Raw genomic sequence first — 16,980 nt, 5'->3', positions numbered from 1 at the left:
GCGATTAGCGCAAGGGGGTTGATAACAATCAATGCTTATGAAAATTTATGTAGGTTAGTACCAAAATGTAAAATCATCGAGAGAGACGATATGCCTTATGGTTTGTCAGGTCTATATTTAGAAAATCAAAATGTAATTTTGATGAAGAAAAAACTATCCTATAAAAAAAGTGTAGAGGTATTATCAGAAGAAATAGGTCATTATTATACAAGCGCTGGAGATATTACTGACTATAAAAAGAATGCAAAACAAGAATCTCAGGCAAGAAGAAAAGGATATGAACTAATAGTAAATTTCGATTCATTAATTGAAGCATGGAGGTATGGAATACATAATTTATATGGTATGGCTGAATACTTTGAAGTTAGTCAAGATTTTGTTATGAAATCTATTGACCATTTAAAACAAAAATATGGTTTAGTTGTGATGCATAATAATTATCGGATTTTACTAGACCCACTTAATATAACTCAGTTCCATGAGGTATATTAATTAAATTTTACTAACTAGGGATAATAGACTGATGGATTATTCCAAAGTCATTATTATAAAAAGACAAAGGGGAAATTATATTATGGCAAAAAAAGAAGAAGTTTATTATGATGCACAAGGAAATCCGATTGTTGTCAAAAAGAAAAAAAATCCATTTTTATTCGGTTGTTTAGGATTAGTTTTATTAATGTTATTAATCGGTGCTTGTTCTGCTATATTTCTGCCTCCTAGTGATGAACTTACTGAAGAAGATAAAGAAGTAGTAGAGGATATTATCCCTTCAGATGATGACACAACTGAAAACGAGGACACAACTACTGATGAAGATGCCGCTTCTGAAGAAGATTTAGCTAATGAAGATAATTTGACAGTTGAAGAAGAAATAACTACGGAAGAAGTTACATCTAATAATTCAAATACAGAAAAGAATTCTACAAATGAAGATACCAGTATAACTAGAGACCACGTTGCGGCATTAGCTGCTGCACAAAACTATATAGACATAATGCCATTTTCAAAAGCTGGATTGTATGATCAATTAACTTCCGATGCAGGGAATGCTTTTCCACCAGAAGCAGCTCAATACGCAATTGATAATGTAGAAGCAGATTTTAAAGAGGAAGCTGTTGAAGCTGCAAATAGTTATAATGAAACATTCCCAATGTCTGATCAAGAATTATTACAACAATTGACATCAGAAGCAGGAAGTAAGTTCACTCAAGAAGAAGCTCAATACGCTTTGCAACATATGGATAAATAAATTTCTAAAAAGGCAATATGCCTTTTTATTTCATCTAAAAACAGAACGTACGTTCTAGAAAGAGGACCAAATGAAACATATAACAAAATGGGAAATAGAAGAATTTAGCTCACCAAACTTAAATTTATATACAGATGAAAAAAGTATTTCTTTAGTTAAACCACATAGGAATGGAACTTTTGATATTTTGGCTTCTTTAGAATATGAATATAAAGATAACGGAACGTTAATCATCAATTCAAGTGATAGTTACCTATGGAAGTTAGAAGCAGATATTGATAGAGAAGTTTTGACTTTGGATTTAAAGAATCCTGAATTGAATAAACTGTGGAAATAAAAAACACATAGCATTTTAGCTATGTGCTGTGGAGGAAATTATGGCAAAAAATAAACCTAAAACAGATTTTAGAAGTGGAGAAACAGGAAAGTTAAGTCCACAACGACCACCAACTCCCCCGAAGCCTAAATTTGATAAAAGATGAACATACAAAATCCTTTATCTAGATTTATATAAAAGTCTTTGTATTTATAATCATGAGTGTTATAAATACTTAGTACTTCATTGTATTCACTAGGATCATGTTGGCCTAACAAAGAAAATTCAGCATCGAATTTACTGTATACTCCAATTGCACCAGAACTAATATATTTTTTATCTTTAACATCAAATATATAAACATAAATATCGTTTATGCCTTCTGGTGCATTTTCTATTATTCTCGGTAATGTTTTTAGATTCGACTGAATATTTAATTTACCTTCGAGTTTAAACAATAATGATTTAATAAGTTTAAATATCAATGGATATACAATCATACTTAATATCATTGTGACTGATAAAGATATTAGAATTATAGTTATTAAGTTTTTCGGTGTATTTAAATTAAGATCTATCTTTAAAAGTAAAAGTGTTATTATACTTGCAATAACATTAAAACTTGATAGAGAAGTAACGAGGAGTGTTTTTTCATAATTGTGTTTTTCTGTATAGCTTACAAGATTAAGCTTATCAAGTATTGTATATGAAAATAATCCAGGAATTCCTGCAGCAACTATAGACAATAGTAATTTTAAATCCATAGGACCTCCATTTGGCAATATACCTTTTTATTTTAAATTATATCAGAACATATGTTTCATTGAAAGGTGGTGGTAATTTATAAATTAGATAGAAATACTTATGTTTTCTCTTACTGTGCCCGCAAACACATGGGAGGATAAAATGAGTAAATATCAATATAGGAAATCAAAACGTTATGAAAACGTATATTCGTATAAAACCCAAAAAGGGTTAATGTATATGTATAAATTAAGATATTATGATGAGTTTGGCAAAAGAAAAGAAAAAAGCGAATCAGGTTTTACAGATGAAAAGATAGCGTATAGAAAATCGTTAGAGATGCTTATTAATATAGATGATAATGAGATAGCAAAAGTTAATCCAACCTCGCTTACAGTCGGTCAATGGTATGACAAATGGATAGAGATTAACTCACAATGGAGCGATAATACTAAAGCAAGTAGAGTTTCAGCTGGAAGAGATTATATCAAACCTTTTATTGGTCATATTAAATTAAAAGATTTAGATTTAATGAAATACGAAATTCTATTTATAAAACAATTAGAAAAAGTTCATATTTCAGAAGATCGTTTAATGCAACCTTCTACAATTGAACTTTATCATACCTATATGAACGTATGTATCAATGCAGCAGTAAAGAGAGACTTACTTCATTCTAATAAAATTGTAGATGCCACTTTACCAAAAATTGAGGATAGACGCGTGAAATACGTTACCCTCAATGATTTGAATACAATTATTGCTGATGTATATAAAAATGAACCTATATCTAATTATATCATAATTATCTTTCTTGCATTCACTGGATGTCGTGTAGGTGAACTTTTAGCGATGACCTGGAATGATATTGACCTTGATAATAAAATGGTAACAATTAAAGCATCACGTAAGCATAATAAAGTATCATCGACAAAAAATAAGAAAGTAAGAAGAATACCAATTTCTGAACAAGTAGTTTCTGATTTAAAGAACTATAGAGCTTGGTATATTCAAAGACTTTTTAAAGATGGAAAGTCTCTTACTAATAATGACTTTGTATTTATCAGTGAACAAAAAGGAACAAAGATTGCACAGACTACAATCACTTATCTACTTAAACGTGTTAAGAAAAGAACCGGCATAAATATCACACCACACGGATTCAGACATACCCATGCTACAATCCTTGCTGGAGAGAACATGTCCTTTATGACGATCGCAAAACGTCTCGGCAATACACCTGAAGTAGTTATCAGTAACTATGCACATGTGACTGAGGAAATGGAAACAAAGTTAGTTGATGTATTTGATGAAAAATTAAAAGTGGTGGAACTTTTGGTGGAACTTTCAGACTAAAGTATGTATATCCATTGATATATAAGGGAAATATTAGCGCGCTGAGTACTATTCTCGTTAATATTTTGTTCAATCAAAAACACCAATCTTTCGATTGGTGTTTTTTTAATATACAGAAACATTATTATTACTTTCAATTTCAGTTTGATTTCGAACAACAATCTCCTGATCATAAGATTTCATATAATCAGGATAGTCCGTAATGATTGCATCTACTCCCTGCTTTAACAGCGGTTCAATCAATGTTGCATCTCGGACAGTATAAGGTTTCACCTGTAAACCATAACGATGTGCACGTGATACAAGTTCATGAGAGACAATTTTAATAGAAGGATTATAAAAATCAGCAAAAGACTTAAACCATTGTAAATCTCGATCATGAACTCTAGGATTTTTAGCACTGATTAAGACGCCATGTTTAATATCAGATAATAAAGACTTTGAAACTTTTACAGCATGGTGATTAAACGATTGTATCGCTATTCTATCAGATGCTTTATCCAGATTGAAACGCACAAGTGATTGTTTAATTTTATCCTCGATGCCAGGATAATATTCTGGTGTCTTTATCTCTATCAGAATACCAATCGACTCATTTTTAAAACGCTGTAAAATCTCATCAAATGTCGGTATTCTTTCACCTTTAAACTTTTGATCAAACTTTACACCAGCATCTAACTGCTTTATTTCCGCTAATGATTTATCCCATACAAAGCCAGAACCAGTAGTCGTTCTCTCTAATGTGTTATCATGAATTGCAACAAGATGACCATCATGTGTTAACTGTAAATCAATTTCGATACAATCTGCATTCATCTCGAGTGCCAGTTCATAGGCAGACATCGTGTTCTCAGGAGCATAACCACTTGCGCCACGATGTGCTACAGTTATAACATCTTTACTTGGTTGTGAAACTGAATGAACCACTTGTGGTACGAATAGCATAAAAATGATTATTGCTAAAAACAATCCAAAGGGCTTTTTCATTGTCACTCTCCTTCGTTAGGATATACCTATCATAACAAGAGGATATTAAGACACCTTTAATAATCATTGAGTTTTCGTTAAAAATGTTAAAGGGTTGTGTATCTTTCAAAATTCGCATAAAAAATTTAACGAAAAACAAAATCTAAATTTTTCGCTTAACTACATTTGAGTGATATTATTATCTTGTTTAAAGCTATAGCAATGTTTAATAACATTTCATTTAATGCTATAAATATTAATTTCAAGTAAATATTTTAAACAATACATCAATAACTTCAAAAGGAGATAAAAAATATGGTTAAACATACATTTAAATGCACTGCAAAATTTACCGGCGGATATAATGGTGTCGGTACAATAGAAAATAAACATTTAAAATCTCAAATCTCAATTCCAGAGGAAATGAATGGACCAGATATTGGTACAAATCCTGATGAAATGTTAATGTCAGCTGCAGTAACTTGCTTTACTATCACCTTAAGCTCATATTTTGAGAAGAATAATCTTCATATAGAAGTTGATCACGTAGACGCTACTGCTACAATTTCAGTAGATAAAGGGCTTCAAACATATGAAAGTATTTCATACAATGTTTATCTCAAGTCACTTGAAGATGATGTTCAGGAGGTAAATATTCCTAAATTAAAGAGAATCATTGATAAAGCTGAAAATAACTGTATGATTACAAAAGCTTTAAAAGGTAATGTAACAGTTACGATTGAAAGTATCCTACTAGATGACATTACTATATAATTTTAAAAGTCCACTAATACCTATTGATATTTTAGTATTAGTGGACTTTTCCTGTGTATTTAATAAATCATATAAATCCAATGTTATTTTAATATATTAACAAATTAATATAATGTCAAAAAATATTTATATCATTTTTTATATTTCCATTATAATAATAAAATATTTTCACCTTGACAATAAGATAATCTATGGTGTGATAACGTTTACAATTCAATTTATATTGAATAAAGATTAATCGATAAATAACATAAAAACTCAAACATATTAATATCTATAGTGTAAATCAATACAATATTATTATAACATAATAACTACAGAATTTTCAGACTACTACATTAAAATTAAATTGACATCTTTATGCTTTAGCAATAAAATAATCAAGTACGGAAGAAAAGAGGGATGGAAAAATGAGTTCAGTAACAGAGATAAAAAAACCAAAAAAGAAAAAATTTATAAGCTTACCTATGCAGATATTATTAGCATTAGTTCTTGGTGTTGTTGTAGGAGCCATGCTTAACGGAAAAACTGAGTATGTTAACTACTTTCAACCACTAGGTGATATTTTCTTACATTTAATTAAAATGATCGTAGTACCAATCGTATTTTGTTCACTTGTAATTTCGATTGCAGGAACTGGAGATATGAAAACTGTTGGTCGTTATGGCTGGAAAACGTTATTATACTTTGAAATTATTACAACAGTAGCAATCGGTTTAGGTATTATATTTGCTAACGTGTTTAAACCAGGTTCAGGTATCGACAAAAACCTATTACCTAAAGGGGACGTTACGAAATATACAACAAATGCTGAAGCAGCTGCCCAATCAACATATGGTAACCACATGATAGATACAATCGTTAATATTATCCCAACAAATATTATCGATTCAATGGCTCAAGGTCAATTATTACCGGTAATCTTCTTCTCAGTATTCTTTGGATTAGGGTTAGCAGCAATCGGTAAAAAAGGAGAACCTGTTAAAGCGTTCTTCGATGGATTCTTAGACGTTATCTTCTGGATGACAAATCAAATTATGAAATACGCACCAATTGGTGTATTTGCATTTATGGCAGTTACAATTATCAACTTAGGACTAGGTGCTTTAATTCCACTTGGTAAATTAGCATTAGTAGTAGCTGGATCAATGGTATTCTTCATCATCGTAGTACTTGGTGGTGTAGCAGCACTTTGTAAGATTAATATCTTCCATCTACTTGTTATCTTAAAAGAAGAATTAATCCTAGCTTTCTCTACTTCAAGTTCTGAAACAGTATTACCGAAGATTATGGAGAAAATGGAGAAATTCGGTGCACCGAAAGAAATCGTATCATTCGTTGTTCCTACAGGGTATACATTTAACTTAGATGGTTCAGCACTATACCAATCAATCGCTGCACTGACTATTGCTCAAATGTATGGCGTACATTTATCAGTAACAGAACAGTTAGTATTATTAGTAACATTAATGTTAACATCTAAAGGTATGGCTGCTGTACCAGGAACATCAATTGTAGTATTAATTACAACACTTACTGCAATGAACATTCACCCAGAAGGTTTAGCATTAATTATCGGTATCGACCGTATATTAGATATGATGCGTACAGTTGTTAACGTTGTTGGTAACTCATTATCAACATTAGTTATCGCACGCTGGGAAGGTCGACTGGATTACGAGAAAGGCCGTAGATATTACGAAACATTTAAGAAGAAATAAAAACCACCAGTGGTGGTTTTTTTTTATTCCCATTATTTCTCAATGTAAGCTTGTTGTCTTAAATAGTCAGACACTGTTTTAATATCTTTATGAAATGGTCTGTCTTCTACAATACTAGGAACAATCTGACGATATTCATCATATTTTGCTTTTGTTTTCTCAGATAATTTTTCTGCACCTTTGATTTCAGCTGCTTGCAATGCGATAATACATTCAATTGCAATTACATTTCTCACATTCTCTAATATTTGATACCCATGACGAGAAGCAATTGTTCCCATTGACACATGATCTTCCTGGTTCGCACTTGATGGAATAGAATCTACACTTGCTGGATGAGCAAGCGTCTTATTTTCAGACACTAAACTAGCTGCTGCATATTGCATAATCATAGCACCACTTTGTAAACCTAGTTCCGGTGATAAAAATGCTGGAAGTCCACCATTTAACTGTGGATTGACTAGACGTTCGATTCTACGCTCCGATACATTCGCTAATTCACTTAACCCTATCTTCAAAAAGTCTAATGCAAAAGCGACTGGTTGACCGTGGAAATTCCCTCCTGAAATGACTAATGTTTCTTCACCCTGATCAAAAATAAGAGGATTATCATTAGCTGCGTTCATTTCTGCTTCTAATTTTTCTTTAACATACTCGAATACCTGGAAACTTGCACCGTGAATTTGAGGGATACATCTCAGTGAATAAGCATCCTGAACACGAACTTCACCTTGTCTCGTTGTTAATTGAGAACCCTCAAGCCAATCCAGCATACGTTTAGCAACACCTACTTGAGCATCATTATTACGCACAATATGAATATTTTCGTTATATGCATCTGTTATTCCATTTAATGATTGGTGTGTAAGTGAGGCGATCCATTCAGCCTGATATGCAATATCGATAGCTTCAATGTAATTGATGACACCTTGAGCAGTCATTGCCTGTGTACCATTAATTAATGCAAGTCCCTCTTTTTCCTGTAGTAATAAATGGTTTCTTCCTAAACGTTCAAGTACATCTTTACTATTTTCAACTTTGCCTTGATACTCAACATCACCTTCTCCGATTAAAGCCAATGCCAAGTGTGATAATGGCGCTAAATCTCCAGATGCTCCTAATGAACCTTGCCCAGGAATAACCGGAATAATTCGTTCGTTAATAAAGAATACCCATTGATCGACCAATGCTTCTGTTACCCCTGAGTGCCCTTTTAACATCGTATTAAGACGTAATATCATCATAACAAGTGATACGTTTGAATGAAACGGTTGCCCCACCCCACAAGCATGTGAACGAATAAGATGTACTTGTAAATCATTGCATTTATCTTGATCAATTAACACATCACAAAATAATCCAAATCCAGTTGTGATACCATAGATTGTCTCTTTATTTTCTATGATTTTTTCTACAGTTTTTCTACTTCTTTTCACTCTGCTTAAAGCTTCATCAGATATAGCGACAACATCATTGTTATTTAAGAATTTTCTAATCGCATCGATTGTTAAATTATCACCTGTTAATAATAAAGTCATTTATATTCCCCTTTTAAATTATTCTAATTTTTCAGACAATATCATTATAGAATGAAAACGATTACAAAACAATAGAATATCCAAAAATTGTATTATGGTACTGTGTTATCACATTAATGAAGTAAAGTTTAGATAAAATAAAAAACAGCCAAAAGGCTGTTTTTAAATCATCATTTCATTACTTTAAATATTCATCTACAACATCTGCTACTTGTTGAACATGTGTGCCAATGATAACTTGAGCATTCTTGCGCCCAACCTTCATTACACCAGCTGCACCAGCACGTTTAATCAAGTTCTCATCCACAATTGAATTATCCTTTAGTTCAAAACGTAAACGCGTCGCACAGTTTGTTACACTTTCAATATTCTCTTTACCGCCTACACCTGAAATTACAGATTGTGCAAGTTTATCGTATTTTCCAGGTTGAGATGTGTTAACGACAACATTTTCTGATGATGTATGACCCATATCCACATCTTCTTGCGCAATCATCTTAGCAATATCTTCGTCAGATTCACGACCTGGAGTTTTAATATCTTGTAGTTTAATAATTGCTCTAAAAATTACATAGTATAATACAAAATAAACTAGTCCTAATACTAAGAGCATAAATGGGTTATTAGCATTCGGATTTTTAGTTGAAAGCAAAAAGTCAATTGCTCCTGCACTAAAACCAAACCCAGCCGTCCAATGCATACTTGCCGCAATAAACATTGAAATACCCGTCAATAATGCATGAATTAAATATAAACTTGGTGCAATAAATAAAAATAAGAACTCTACAGGTTCAGTAACACCTGTAACAAATGCTGCTACGGCACCTGCTAAGAAAATACCTGCTACCGCTTTTTTACGTTCAGTTTTTGCTGAATGATACATTGCTAACGCAGCACCTGGTATACCGAACATCATCACCGGGAAGAATCCGGCTTGATACATACCAGTTACTCCCTTAATAGCATCTTTACTTTGGAATTTTCCAATATCATTAATACCAGCAACATCAAACCAGAAAACAGCATTAAGTGCATGGTGTAATCCAGTGGGAATTAATAAACGATTGAAGAATCCAAATAGACCTGCTCCGACTGCTCCTAATCCAATCATCCATTCACCGAAAGAAACAAGTAATCCGAAGAAGAATGGCCACACAAATAATAAAATAACTGACAAAATCATTGCAAAGACAGATGTTAAGATTGGCACTAATCGTCTACCACTAAAAAATGCAAATGCTGTCGGCAATTCAGTTTGATGAAATTTGTTAAAAGTCCAAGAAGAGATGAAACCAACAAGTAAACCAATAAATACGTTATTGATCTTACCAAAACTCATATCAACTTTTTCAGGTTTGATATGCAGTAAGTTTGCTACGGAAGCTTGTGATAAAACAGTTGTAACAACTAAAAATCCCACAACTGCTGCTAAAGCTACAGCTCCATCTCTAGATTTAGACATTCCAAGAGCAACACCAATCGCAAAAAGTAAACCTAAATTATCAAGAATTGCTCCTCCAGACTTAATTAAAAATCCAGCAATAGGGTTATTTGCACCCCATCCTGTTGGATCAATCCAGTAACCTATACCCAATAACAGTGCTGCTGCTGGTAATACAGCTACAGGTAACATCAGACTTCTACCTAATCTTTGTAAGAAAGAATACATATACTTACCTCCTATGAAATAAAATTTTACACTACACCTTATTTTATTATTTAAACTCAACGGATACAATATATATTTTGTTAAGCATATATACATTTATTGTACATCTTCAAACATATATGCAATAATATTATATATTTGAAAAAAAGACTTTTAATTATATGGTTTGTTCGCTATAATAAACTAATAACTAATTTAAGGGTGATTGAATGAAAGGTCTTCCATTTCTATTTAAAGGTAGATTAACTGCATATCAAATATCTACTGCTACAGATATTGATATTGAATTAATTGAATCACTGTTTACAGATGAACAGAAAATTGAATCTTTAGATGATGATACTTATACAAAACTTAAAAATTTAGAGCGCAGTCTCTTTCCTACAGAAATTAAAAATAATGAAACAAGTGCATAACTTGATTCATTATTTTTTTATGTATTATCATACTGATTTTGAAGATATTTCATTGAATCTACAATAAGATGTTTTAATACTTTAACATCAATTTGTTCTATATCACTTATATACACACACGTCTTCCCTAGTGTATGTTTCCCCAACTCCTTTAGATAACGATCACGATTAATATTATCCTGAGCAAAGTACAAACTTATTTTACTTTTCTTCAGACCAAATGCGATGAGCGGTGCATCTCCTTCTATTTGATCGTTTAACTTATAATGATATTTTCCAAACCCAATAATATTAGGGCCCCACATCTTTCCGATAAATCCAGAGCTTTCTTCAAATATTTCCAATAATTTAATACAGTCTTTTCTACGTTTTTCATCTTCTATCGTTTCAATAAATTCTATTACAGAATCTTCTTTTTTCATCCTATGTATTGTCATGATGCACCCCCATGTTACTTTTAATAAATTATACTATATATTCTGAATATTTAATATATTGTTTTTGAATTTATTAATAATTTTACATGCTATATTTTACTCTATTAATAATAATACTTCGTTCATATTATATAGGGGGATCATTAATGATGGTTTTAGTTTTATTTGATATAAATTTTTTATACGTTATGCGTTTAAAGTAGCAGTATACGGGGAAATAGTATTATAACTTAAATATAAAAATTTGGAAGTGGGTGAAGACTTATGAGTATCATCGTACTAAAAACGTCTTATCCTTACTCATCTGATGAAAAAACAGAATACAAATTAATTCAAAATGAAGTTGAGAAAGTATCATATATTAGTAAAATCAAAGAAAAAACACAGGCTATCGCTAGTAAAACAAACCAACCTCAAATCATAAAACTTGAATTTATTTACCCAGAGGACAAAGAGACGTATCTATACAAAACATTAAAACACGAAGCGTAATAATTACGCTTCGTGTTTTAATTTAGTTATTAATGTATTTGTTTTACTTTCTAATGTTTGTGTAATCTCTTCAATTGCTTCATTCTTCTTATATTGCGCAGTAAAGCTTTGACTATCTATCGGTTCGCCAAACATAATATAACATTTTTCTTTTCCAAATATTACATCCTTAAACTTTATCGGTCCTTCGTATGCTGCTGGTAATAGTTTAGATTTACTCATTACAGAAATAGTAGCTGCTCCTTTTTTCATCGGTGCATTATCTGTGCGTTGTCCACTTGGAAATATCCCAACAATCTTATGCTCTTTTATTAACTTTACTGGCGTCTTTATTGTAGATGGCCCCGGATTCGCTCTGTTTACTGGGAATGCATTTACAGATCTAAAGAACTTATCAAGTAATTTTCCTTTAAATAATTCCTGTTTCGCCATATAGTGCACTTCTCTTGGGTATAATGCCATTGCAAGTATAATAATTTCAACCATACTTCTATGATTACATGTAACGATAAACGCTTCATTTTTAGGGATATTTTCTTTACCTATTACTTTAACTTTACGTAATAGAATATTTGTTACAAGGTAAATAAGGGTTGCCAAAAATTTGTACATGTTATGAGCTCCTTGTTGTTTGATATAACATTTTTTATTCTTTTTTTTATTCTTTGTTTTTATTCTTTGAATTATATAATTGTTTTCGATTGTTTTTAAATATACTTCATAATTTAGCTCTATTTTATTTTAGCATAAATTAAATGCATATGAATATACTTAGCTGATTTGTCGATTTCGTGAACTTAAGGCTTAATATATGAATTTTTCAGATAGAAGTGGTATCTTATTTTATTATCTCAATTAATTTAGGGGGAAATTTAATGGACAGATATAATCAACATGATAATGAAGAAAGAATAATACATAATAATGAATCATATGATGCTAATGAATCCGTACAATATGTTCGTAATGATGAGGCACGTACACATAGAAAGCATAATGGACCTGGCTTTTTTAAATTATTATTAGCTGCAGTCCTCGGTTCAGGTCTGACTCTTGGTGCAACCCACCTTCCTGATATAGTATCTCCAGGAACAACTTCTAATCCAAATGCTACACCGATCCAGGTGGACCAGAAAACTGCCGGTAATAATACAGAACTTGCTGATATGTTAGAACAAGTTTCACCTGCAGTTGTTGGTGTCATCAATATGCAGCAGGCAAATAGCAGCATCTTCGATATTTTACGTGGAGATAGTGGTAGTAGTGAAGAGACACCTGCAGGTACTGGATCAGGTGTTATCTATCAGACGACTGATAATGAAGCATATATCGTGACCAATAACCACGTTGTAGAAGGTGCGAAAGATTTAAAGGTACGTTTATCTACAGGTGAAACAGTAGATGGTACTTTAATAGGCACTGATGCTTTAACTGATATTGCGGTATTGAAAATCTCTGGTCAATATAATATTAAGCCGATTCCGTTTGCAGATTCTTCTAAAATTCGTATTGGCGACACTGTTTATGCAATCGGAAATCCCTTAGGTGTTGAATTATCAGGTAGTGTTACTGAAGGTATTATTAGTGCGAAAGAAAGAACGATGAAAGTCGATACTTCTGCTGGAGAATCGTCAGTAAAAGCAATTCAGACTGATGCAGCAATCAATCCTGGTAACTCAGGTGGAGCGTTAATTAATAATCAAGGGCAGTTAATTGGTATTAATACCTTGAAGATTTCAGCAGACACTGTCGAAGGATTAGGGTTTGCAATTCCTTCAAACGATACGAAAGTCATCATAGATCAACTTGTAAAAGATGGTAAAGTGGTTCGCCCATTCATGGGTCTTGCATTGGTCAGTATTGAAAATGTTCCTGCTAATTATCTAGAGGAAATGAAAGTATCGGCTAACACGGGAGCACTTGTTGCAAGCACTGATGAAAAAGCCGGAAAAGTATTTAAAGAAGGCGATGTCATTACTCAAATTGAAGGACAGGATGTTAAAACTGATGGTGACGTTCGCAACTATATATACAAGAACAAAAAAGCTGGAGATAAAGTAAAGTTTACAATTATCCGTGACGGTAATGAAAAAGAAGTTGAATTAACATTAAGAAGTACCGAAGATAAATAGTAAAAAAAGGACTAACAACAAATTATGTTGTTAGTCCTTTTTATTTAGAATCCTCTGCCGGCGCCACCGCCACCAAAGTCTCCACCGCCAAATCCACCGCCGCCGAAGCCTCCGCCACCGAAGCCTCCTGAAGAGAATCCGCCGCCGAAACCTCCACCGGTTGGGAAGAAGATGACTGGTCCTGATGAACGTCTACGTCCACCACCACCGCCTCCTCGGCCACCTCCCATAAAGATAGAGATGACAAGGTATAATAAGAATAATCCAATCAATATTTCGAATACACTAATGCCATCTGAACTATTATCGACCATCGGTGTATCTCGCGTATATTTTTCACCATCGAATCCATAACTTTTACTGACTTCATCAAATATTGCATTGTAAAGTTTTCCAAGCCCCTGAGCATACAGCGCCTTACTCTCAGCACTTTCACCTTTAGGATCAGCTGCAAGCGCCTTTTGTACATCAGGCATTGCATACTTATCAATCATAGCTCCGACTTTCGCATCATTTAAGACGCCTTCCAAACCATAACCAACTTGTACTTCAATACCTCTATTTCTAAATTCATTACCGTTATCTAAGTTAAACAAAATCACTATCCCGTTGTTTTTCTCTTTATCTCCGACGCCGTATTCACGCCCAACGCGAAGTGCATAATCTCCTCTTACTTCTTGCCCTATCGACGGCATCGTCATGATTAAGATTTCAGCGGTAGTACCTTTTTGTAACGTTTCACCACGCTGATTGAGAAAATCTTTTTCATTTTGTTTGAATATGCCGAGATGGTCCTGAACAAAAATAGGTTGTTCAAGCTTTGGCAATGGCTCAGCTGCATTCGCCGGTAAAGTAATCGTGAAGATTAAAAAGAGCGCGATAAAAATCGCGAACTTTTTCTTTAACATTATTTACTTTCTCCATCAGCATTAAAATCGATACTTGGTGCTTTATTTGCAGCTTCATCGGCTTTAAAGAATTCTTTCTTTTCAAATCCAAGCATACCAGCATATAATGCTGTAGGGAAACTTCTTACCGCTTTGTTATACGTTGTAACGATATCATTGTAATCATTACGCGCTACAGCGATACGGTTTTCTGTACCAGCTAATTCATCACGTAAACCTGTAAACTGCGTATCTGCTTTTAGTTCAGGATAATTTTCCTGAATCGCAATTAAACGACTTAATGCTGAGTTTAACTCGGCATTGGCATTCGCTTTATCTTCCATTGAACCATTTTCTTTTGCACCAGCTAATTTAGCACGTGCATCAGAAACATCTTTAAATACTTTTTCTTCGTGTTTTGCATAACCTTTTACAGTTTCAACTAAGTTTGGAATTAAGTCCAGACGTCTTTGTAACTGTGTATCAACCTTTGCTTCCGCATTTTGCACATCAGCATCGAGTCCGACAAGTTTATTGTATGGACCAATTAACATACTACCAACAATTAATAATAAAACAACTAATCCAATAATAGGTATTAATAATTTTTTCATATCATTTCTCCTTTTAATTAAGTATTTATTTTTACCCTCTAAATTGCCTTCTAAACGCTTTCAGTAAAGAAATATTAAAGAGATGGAGCACATGCTTCATCTCTAAATATTAAATCATTTATTTATATGTAATCATAAAGTACTTTTTCTTACCACGGCGAATTATTGTAAATTCATCTTCAATTTTATCTGCTGAAGTAATTTCATGACTTGTATCTGTAACTTTTTCACCGTTCAATGAAATCGCTCCGTTCGTAATATCTTCACGTGCCTGACGTTTACTTGGCGCAATACCCGCTTCAATTAATACGTCAACCAGATTCGTATTTTCTACAGCTTTCTGCGGTACATCTTTAAAGCTCGTACGTAACTGATCTGCTGTTAAGGCTTTTAAATCACCTTTAAATAAAGCCTGAGTGATATTGATCGCTTCTTCTAAAGCTGCTTCGTCATGTACATATTTCGTAACTTCTTCAGCCAATTTTTTCTGAGCTAAACGTAAATGTGGTTCTGTCTCAACTGACTTTTCTAACGCATCAATTTCTTCTTTACTTAAGAATGTAAAGTATTTTAAGAATTTAATTACATCGCTATCCGGGGTGTTAATCCAGAACTGGTAGAACTCGTACGGGCTAGTCTTCGTACGATCTAACCAGACAGCGCCACCTTCAGATTTACCGAATTTCTTGCCGTCTGACTTCACAACTAATGGTACTGTCATACCAAATGCTTCCACTTCACCGTACATACGACGCATTAACTCTAAACCACTCGTAATGTTCCCCCACTGGTCACTACCACCGATTTGAAGTTTAACATTGTGTGCTTTGTTTAAATGACCGAAGTCAATCGCCTGTAATATTGTATAAGTGAACTCCGTAAATGAAATACCTGTCTCTAAACGTGATGCAATACTATCCTTGCTTAATAAGTAATTTACACCAACATGTTTCCCGTAGTCACGTAAGAATGTTAATAGATCAATTTGACCTAACCAGTCTTTATTATCAACACGCATCGCACCTGTATCGCCACCGAAATCAAATAATTGTTCCATTTGCGCAGAAATTCCATCTACGTTGCGTTGAACTTGATCTAATGTCTGTAAAGTACGTTCATCTGTACGACCTGATGGATCCCCGATCATTCCTGTAGCGCCACCGATTAATACAACAGGACGATGACCGTGTTGCTGGAATCGTTTTAATGTCATGAAGGGTAACAAGTGACCAATATGCAAGCTGTCTGCTGTTGGATCAGTTCCACAATATACACTGACACGCTCCTTATTCAGTAATGCTTCAATCTCTTCAGGATGTGTTTCTTGATAGATTAAACCTCTCCATCTTAAATCTTCTAATAATGCATTTGCCATCTTTGTTCCTCCTCTAAATTTTATTGTTTAAATTGCTGATATAGATAAGACTTTAAAATCAATAAATGATTAATAATAAAATAAAAAAACACCCCTACAAAAAAATGTAAGGGTGCTCATGCACGGTACCACCATACTTATGATAAAATCATCACTTATTAATGAAAAAGGTCATTATCCTTAAGGTCGAAAGTTTAGGTGTATTCATATGTTCATTGCTTAGTTTGCACCAACCACTAAGTCTCTTCATTCAATGTGTCATACTACTTGTCCTAAAAACCTTTATATTCA

18 protein-coding genes are annotated in these 16,980 nt (G+C 33.1%); 9 read left to right on the top strand and 9 right to left on the bottom strand.

The features are described from left to right. Nucleotides 1–18: 18 nt before the first annotated feature. From JJJ02_RS01065 to JJJ02_RS01055, 3 genes are all read left to right on the top strand, one after another. Nucleotides 19–492 (top strand): ImmA/IrrE family metallo-endopeptidase, encoded by a 474-nt coding sequence (locus tag JJJ02_RS01065; protein ID WP_240836893.1) that lies wholly within the window; start codon nucleotides 19–21, stop codon nucleotides 490–492. Between the two features lie 82 nt (nucleotides 493–574). After that, on the top strand, nucleotides 575–1,252 hold the full coding sequence (locus JJJ02_RS01060; protein ID WP_240836892.1) for an Ltp family lipoprotein: 678 nt from the start codon (nucleotides 575–577) through the stop codon (nucleotides 1,250–1,252). A 70-nt stretch (nucleotides 1,253–1,322) separates the two neighbouring features. Then, nucleotides 1,323–1,589: a hypothetical protein gene (locus tag JJJ02_RS01055; protein ID WP_240836890.1), complete on the top strand. Its 267-nt coding sequence runs from the start codon at nucleotides 1,323–1,325 to the stop codon at nucleotides 1,587–1,589. 125 nt (nucleotides 1,590–1,714) lie between these two features. Here JJJ02_RS01055 and JJJ02_RS01050 read toward each other — a convergent pair whose 3' ends face one another. Then, nucleotides 1,715–2,332, bottom strand: a complete 618-nt coding sequence (locus tag JJJ02_RS01050; RefSeq protein ID WP_240836889.1) for a hypothetical protein — start codon at nucleotides 2,330–2,332, stop codon at nucleotides 1,715–1,717. A gap of 142 nt (nucleotides 2,333–2,474) precedes the next feature. On the opposite strand from JJJ02_RS01050, the gene JJJ02_RS01045 reads away from it, so the two are divergent. Further along, entirely contained in the window at nucleotides 2,475–3,668 is a 1,194-nt protein-coding gene (locus JJJ02_RS01045) for a tyrosine-type recombinase/integrase (protein WP_240836888.1), read from the top strand. Nucleotides 3,669–3,773: 105 nt separating this feature from the next. Here JJJ02_RS01045 and JJJ02_RS01040 read toward each other — a convergent pair whose 3' ends face one another. Continuing rightward, nucleotides 3,774–4,655 (bottom strand): glycerophosphodiester phosphodiesterase, encoded by an 882-nt coding sequence (locus JJJ02_RS01040; RefSeq protein ID WP_111715472.1) that lies wholly within the window; start codon nucleotides 4,653–4,655, stop codon nucleotides 3,774–3,776. A 294-nt stretch (nucleotides 4,656–4,949) separates the two neighbouring features. On the opposite strand from JJJ02_RS01040, the gene JJJ02_RS01035 reads away from it, so the two are divergent. Both JJJ02_RS01035 and JJJ02_RS01030 read left to right on the top strand, forming a co-directional pair. After that, nucleotides 4,950–5,408 carry an OsmC family protein gene (locus JJJ02_RS01035; RefSeq protein ID WP_239242543.1) on the top strand — a complete coding sequence of 153 codons (459 nt, stop codon included), beginning with the start codon at nucleotides 4,950–4,952 and terminating at the stop codon, nucleotides 5,406–5,408. A 410-nt stretch (nucleotides 5,409–5,818) separates the two neighbouring features. Continuing rightward, nucleotides 5,819–7,129, top strand: a complete 1,311-nt coding sequence (locus tag JJJ02_RS01030) for a cation:dicarboxylate symporter family transporter (protein ID WP_111715475.1) — start codon at nucleotides 5,819–5,821, stop codon at nucleotides 7,127–7,129. Nucleotides 7,130–7,161: 32 nt separating this feature from the next. On the opposite strand, the gene hutH is transcribed toward JJJ02_RS01030, so the two are convergent. Together hutH and nagE are read right to left on the bottom strand one after the other, a co-directional pair. Beyond that, on the bottom strand, nucleotides 7,162–8,667 hold the full coding sequence (hutH, locus tag JJJ02_RS01025) for a histidine ammonia-lyase (RefSeq protein WP_240836886.1): 1,506 nt from the start codon (nucleotides 8,665–8,667) through the stop codon (nucleotides 7,162–7,164). A 178-nt stretch (nucleotides 8,668–8,845) separates the two neighbouring features. After that, on the bottom strand, nucleotides 8,846–10,336 hold the full coding sequence (nagE, locus tag JJJ02_RS01020; protein ID WP_240836884.1) for an N-acetylglucosamine-specific PTS transporter subunit IIBC: 1,491 nt from the start codon (nucleotides 10,334–10,336) through the stop codon (nucleotides 8,846–8,848). 209 nt (nucleotides 10,337–10,545) lie between these two features. On the opposite strand from nagE, the gene JJJ02_RS01015 reads away from it, so the two are divergent. After that, nucleotides 10,546–10,752 (top strand): hypothetical protein, encoded by a 207-nt coding sequence (locus JJJ02_RS01015; protein ID WP_096076141.1) that lies wholly within the window; start codon nucleotides 10,546–10,548, stop codon nucleotides 10,750–10,752. A 17-nt stretch (nucleotides 10,753–10,769) separates the two neighbouring features. Here the strand turns inward: JJJ02_RS01015 and JJJ02_RS01010 are convergent, their stop codons facing one another. Then, nucleotides 10,770–11,189, bottom strand: a complete 420-nt coding sequence (locus JJJ02_RS01010; RefSeq protein ID WP_111715481.1) for a DUF1801 domain-containing protein — start codon at nucleotides 11,187–11,189, stop codon at nucleotides 10,770–10,772. Nucleotides 11,190–11,453: 264 nt separating this feature from the next. Here JJJ02_RS01010 and JJJ02_RS01005 point away from each other — a divergent pair, with 264 nt between their 5' ends. Next, on the top strand, nucleotides 11,454–11,681 hold the full coding sequence (locus JJJ02_RS01005; RefSeq protein WP_111744640.1) for a hypothetical protein: 228 nt from the start codon (nucleotides 11,454–11,456) through the stop codon (nucleotides 11,679–11,681). Nucleotides 11,682–11,684: 3 nt separating this feature from the next. On the opposite strand, the gene JJJ02_RS01000 is transcribed toward JJJ02_RS01005, so the two are convergent. Further along, nucleotides 11,685–12,293: a lysophospholipid acyltransferase family protein gene (locus JJJ02_RS01000; RefSeq protein WP_240836881.1), complete on the bottom strand. Its 609-nt coding sequence runs from the start codon at nucleotides 12,291–12,293 to the stop codon at nucleotides 11,685–11,687. A gap of 263 nt (nucleotides 12,294–12,556) precedes the next feature. Here JJJ02_RS01000 and JJJ02_RS00995 point away from each other — a divergent pair, with 263 nt between their 5' ends. Beyond that, a complete protein-coding gene (locus JJJ02_RS00995; RefSeq protein ID WP_111715486.1) occupies nucleotides 12,557–13,813 on the top strand; it encodes a S1C family serine protease in 1,257 nt (418 codons plus the stop codon). A 44-nt stretch (nucleotides 13,814–13,857) separates the two neighbouring features. Here JJJ02_RS00995 and JJJ02_RS13280 read toward each other — a convergent pair whose 3' ends face one another. The 3 genes from JJJ02_RS13280 to tyrS form a co-directional block, all read right to left on the bottom strand. Next, nucleotides 13,858–14,721: a TPM domain-containing protein gene (locus JJJ02_RS13280; RefSeq protein WP_111716566.1), complete on the bottom strand. Its 864-nt coding sequence runs from the start codon at nucleotides 14,719–14,721 to the stop codon at nucleotides 13,858–13,860. Next, complete coding sequence (locus JJJ02_RS00985; protein ID WP_111716564.1) at nucleotides 14,721–15,314, bottom strand: LemA family protein; 594 nt, start codon at nucleotides 15,312–15,314, stop codon at nucleotides 14,721–14,723. The genes JJJ02_RS13280 and JJJ02_RS00985 overlap by 1 nt, the downstream gene beginning before the upstream one ends. Before the next feature lie 118 nt (nucleotides 15,315–15,432). After that, on the bottom strand, nucleotides 15,433–16,689 hold the full coding sequence (gene tyrS / locus JJJ02_RS00980; protein WP_240836879.1) for a tyrosine--tRNA ligase: 1,257 nt from the start codon (nucleotides 16,687–16,689) through the stop codon (nucleotides 15,433–15,435). Nucleotides 16,690–16,980 lie beyond the last annotated feature (291 nt).

Source organism: Macrococcus sp. PK (assembly GCF_022501545.1).
Taxonomy (GTDB): domain Bacteria; phylum Bacillota; class Bacilli; order Staphylococcales; family Staphylococcaceae; genus Macrococcoides; species Macrococcoides epidermidis.
This window is presented reverse-complemented; position numbering and strand designations above follow the sequence as displayed.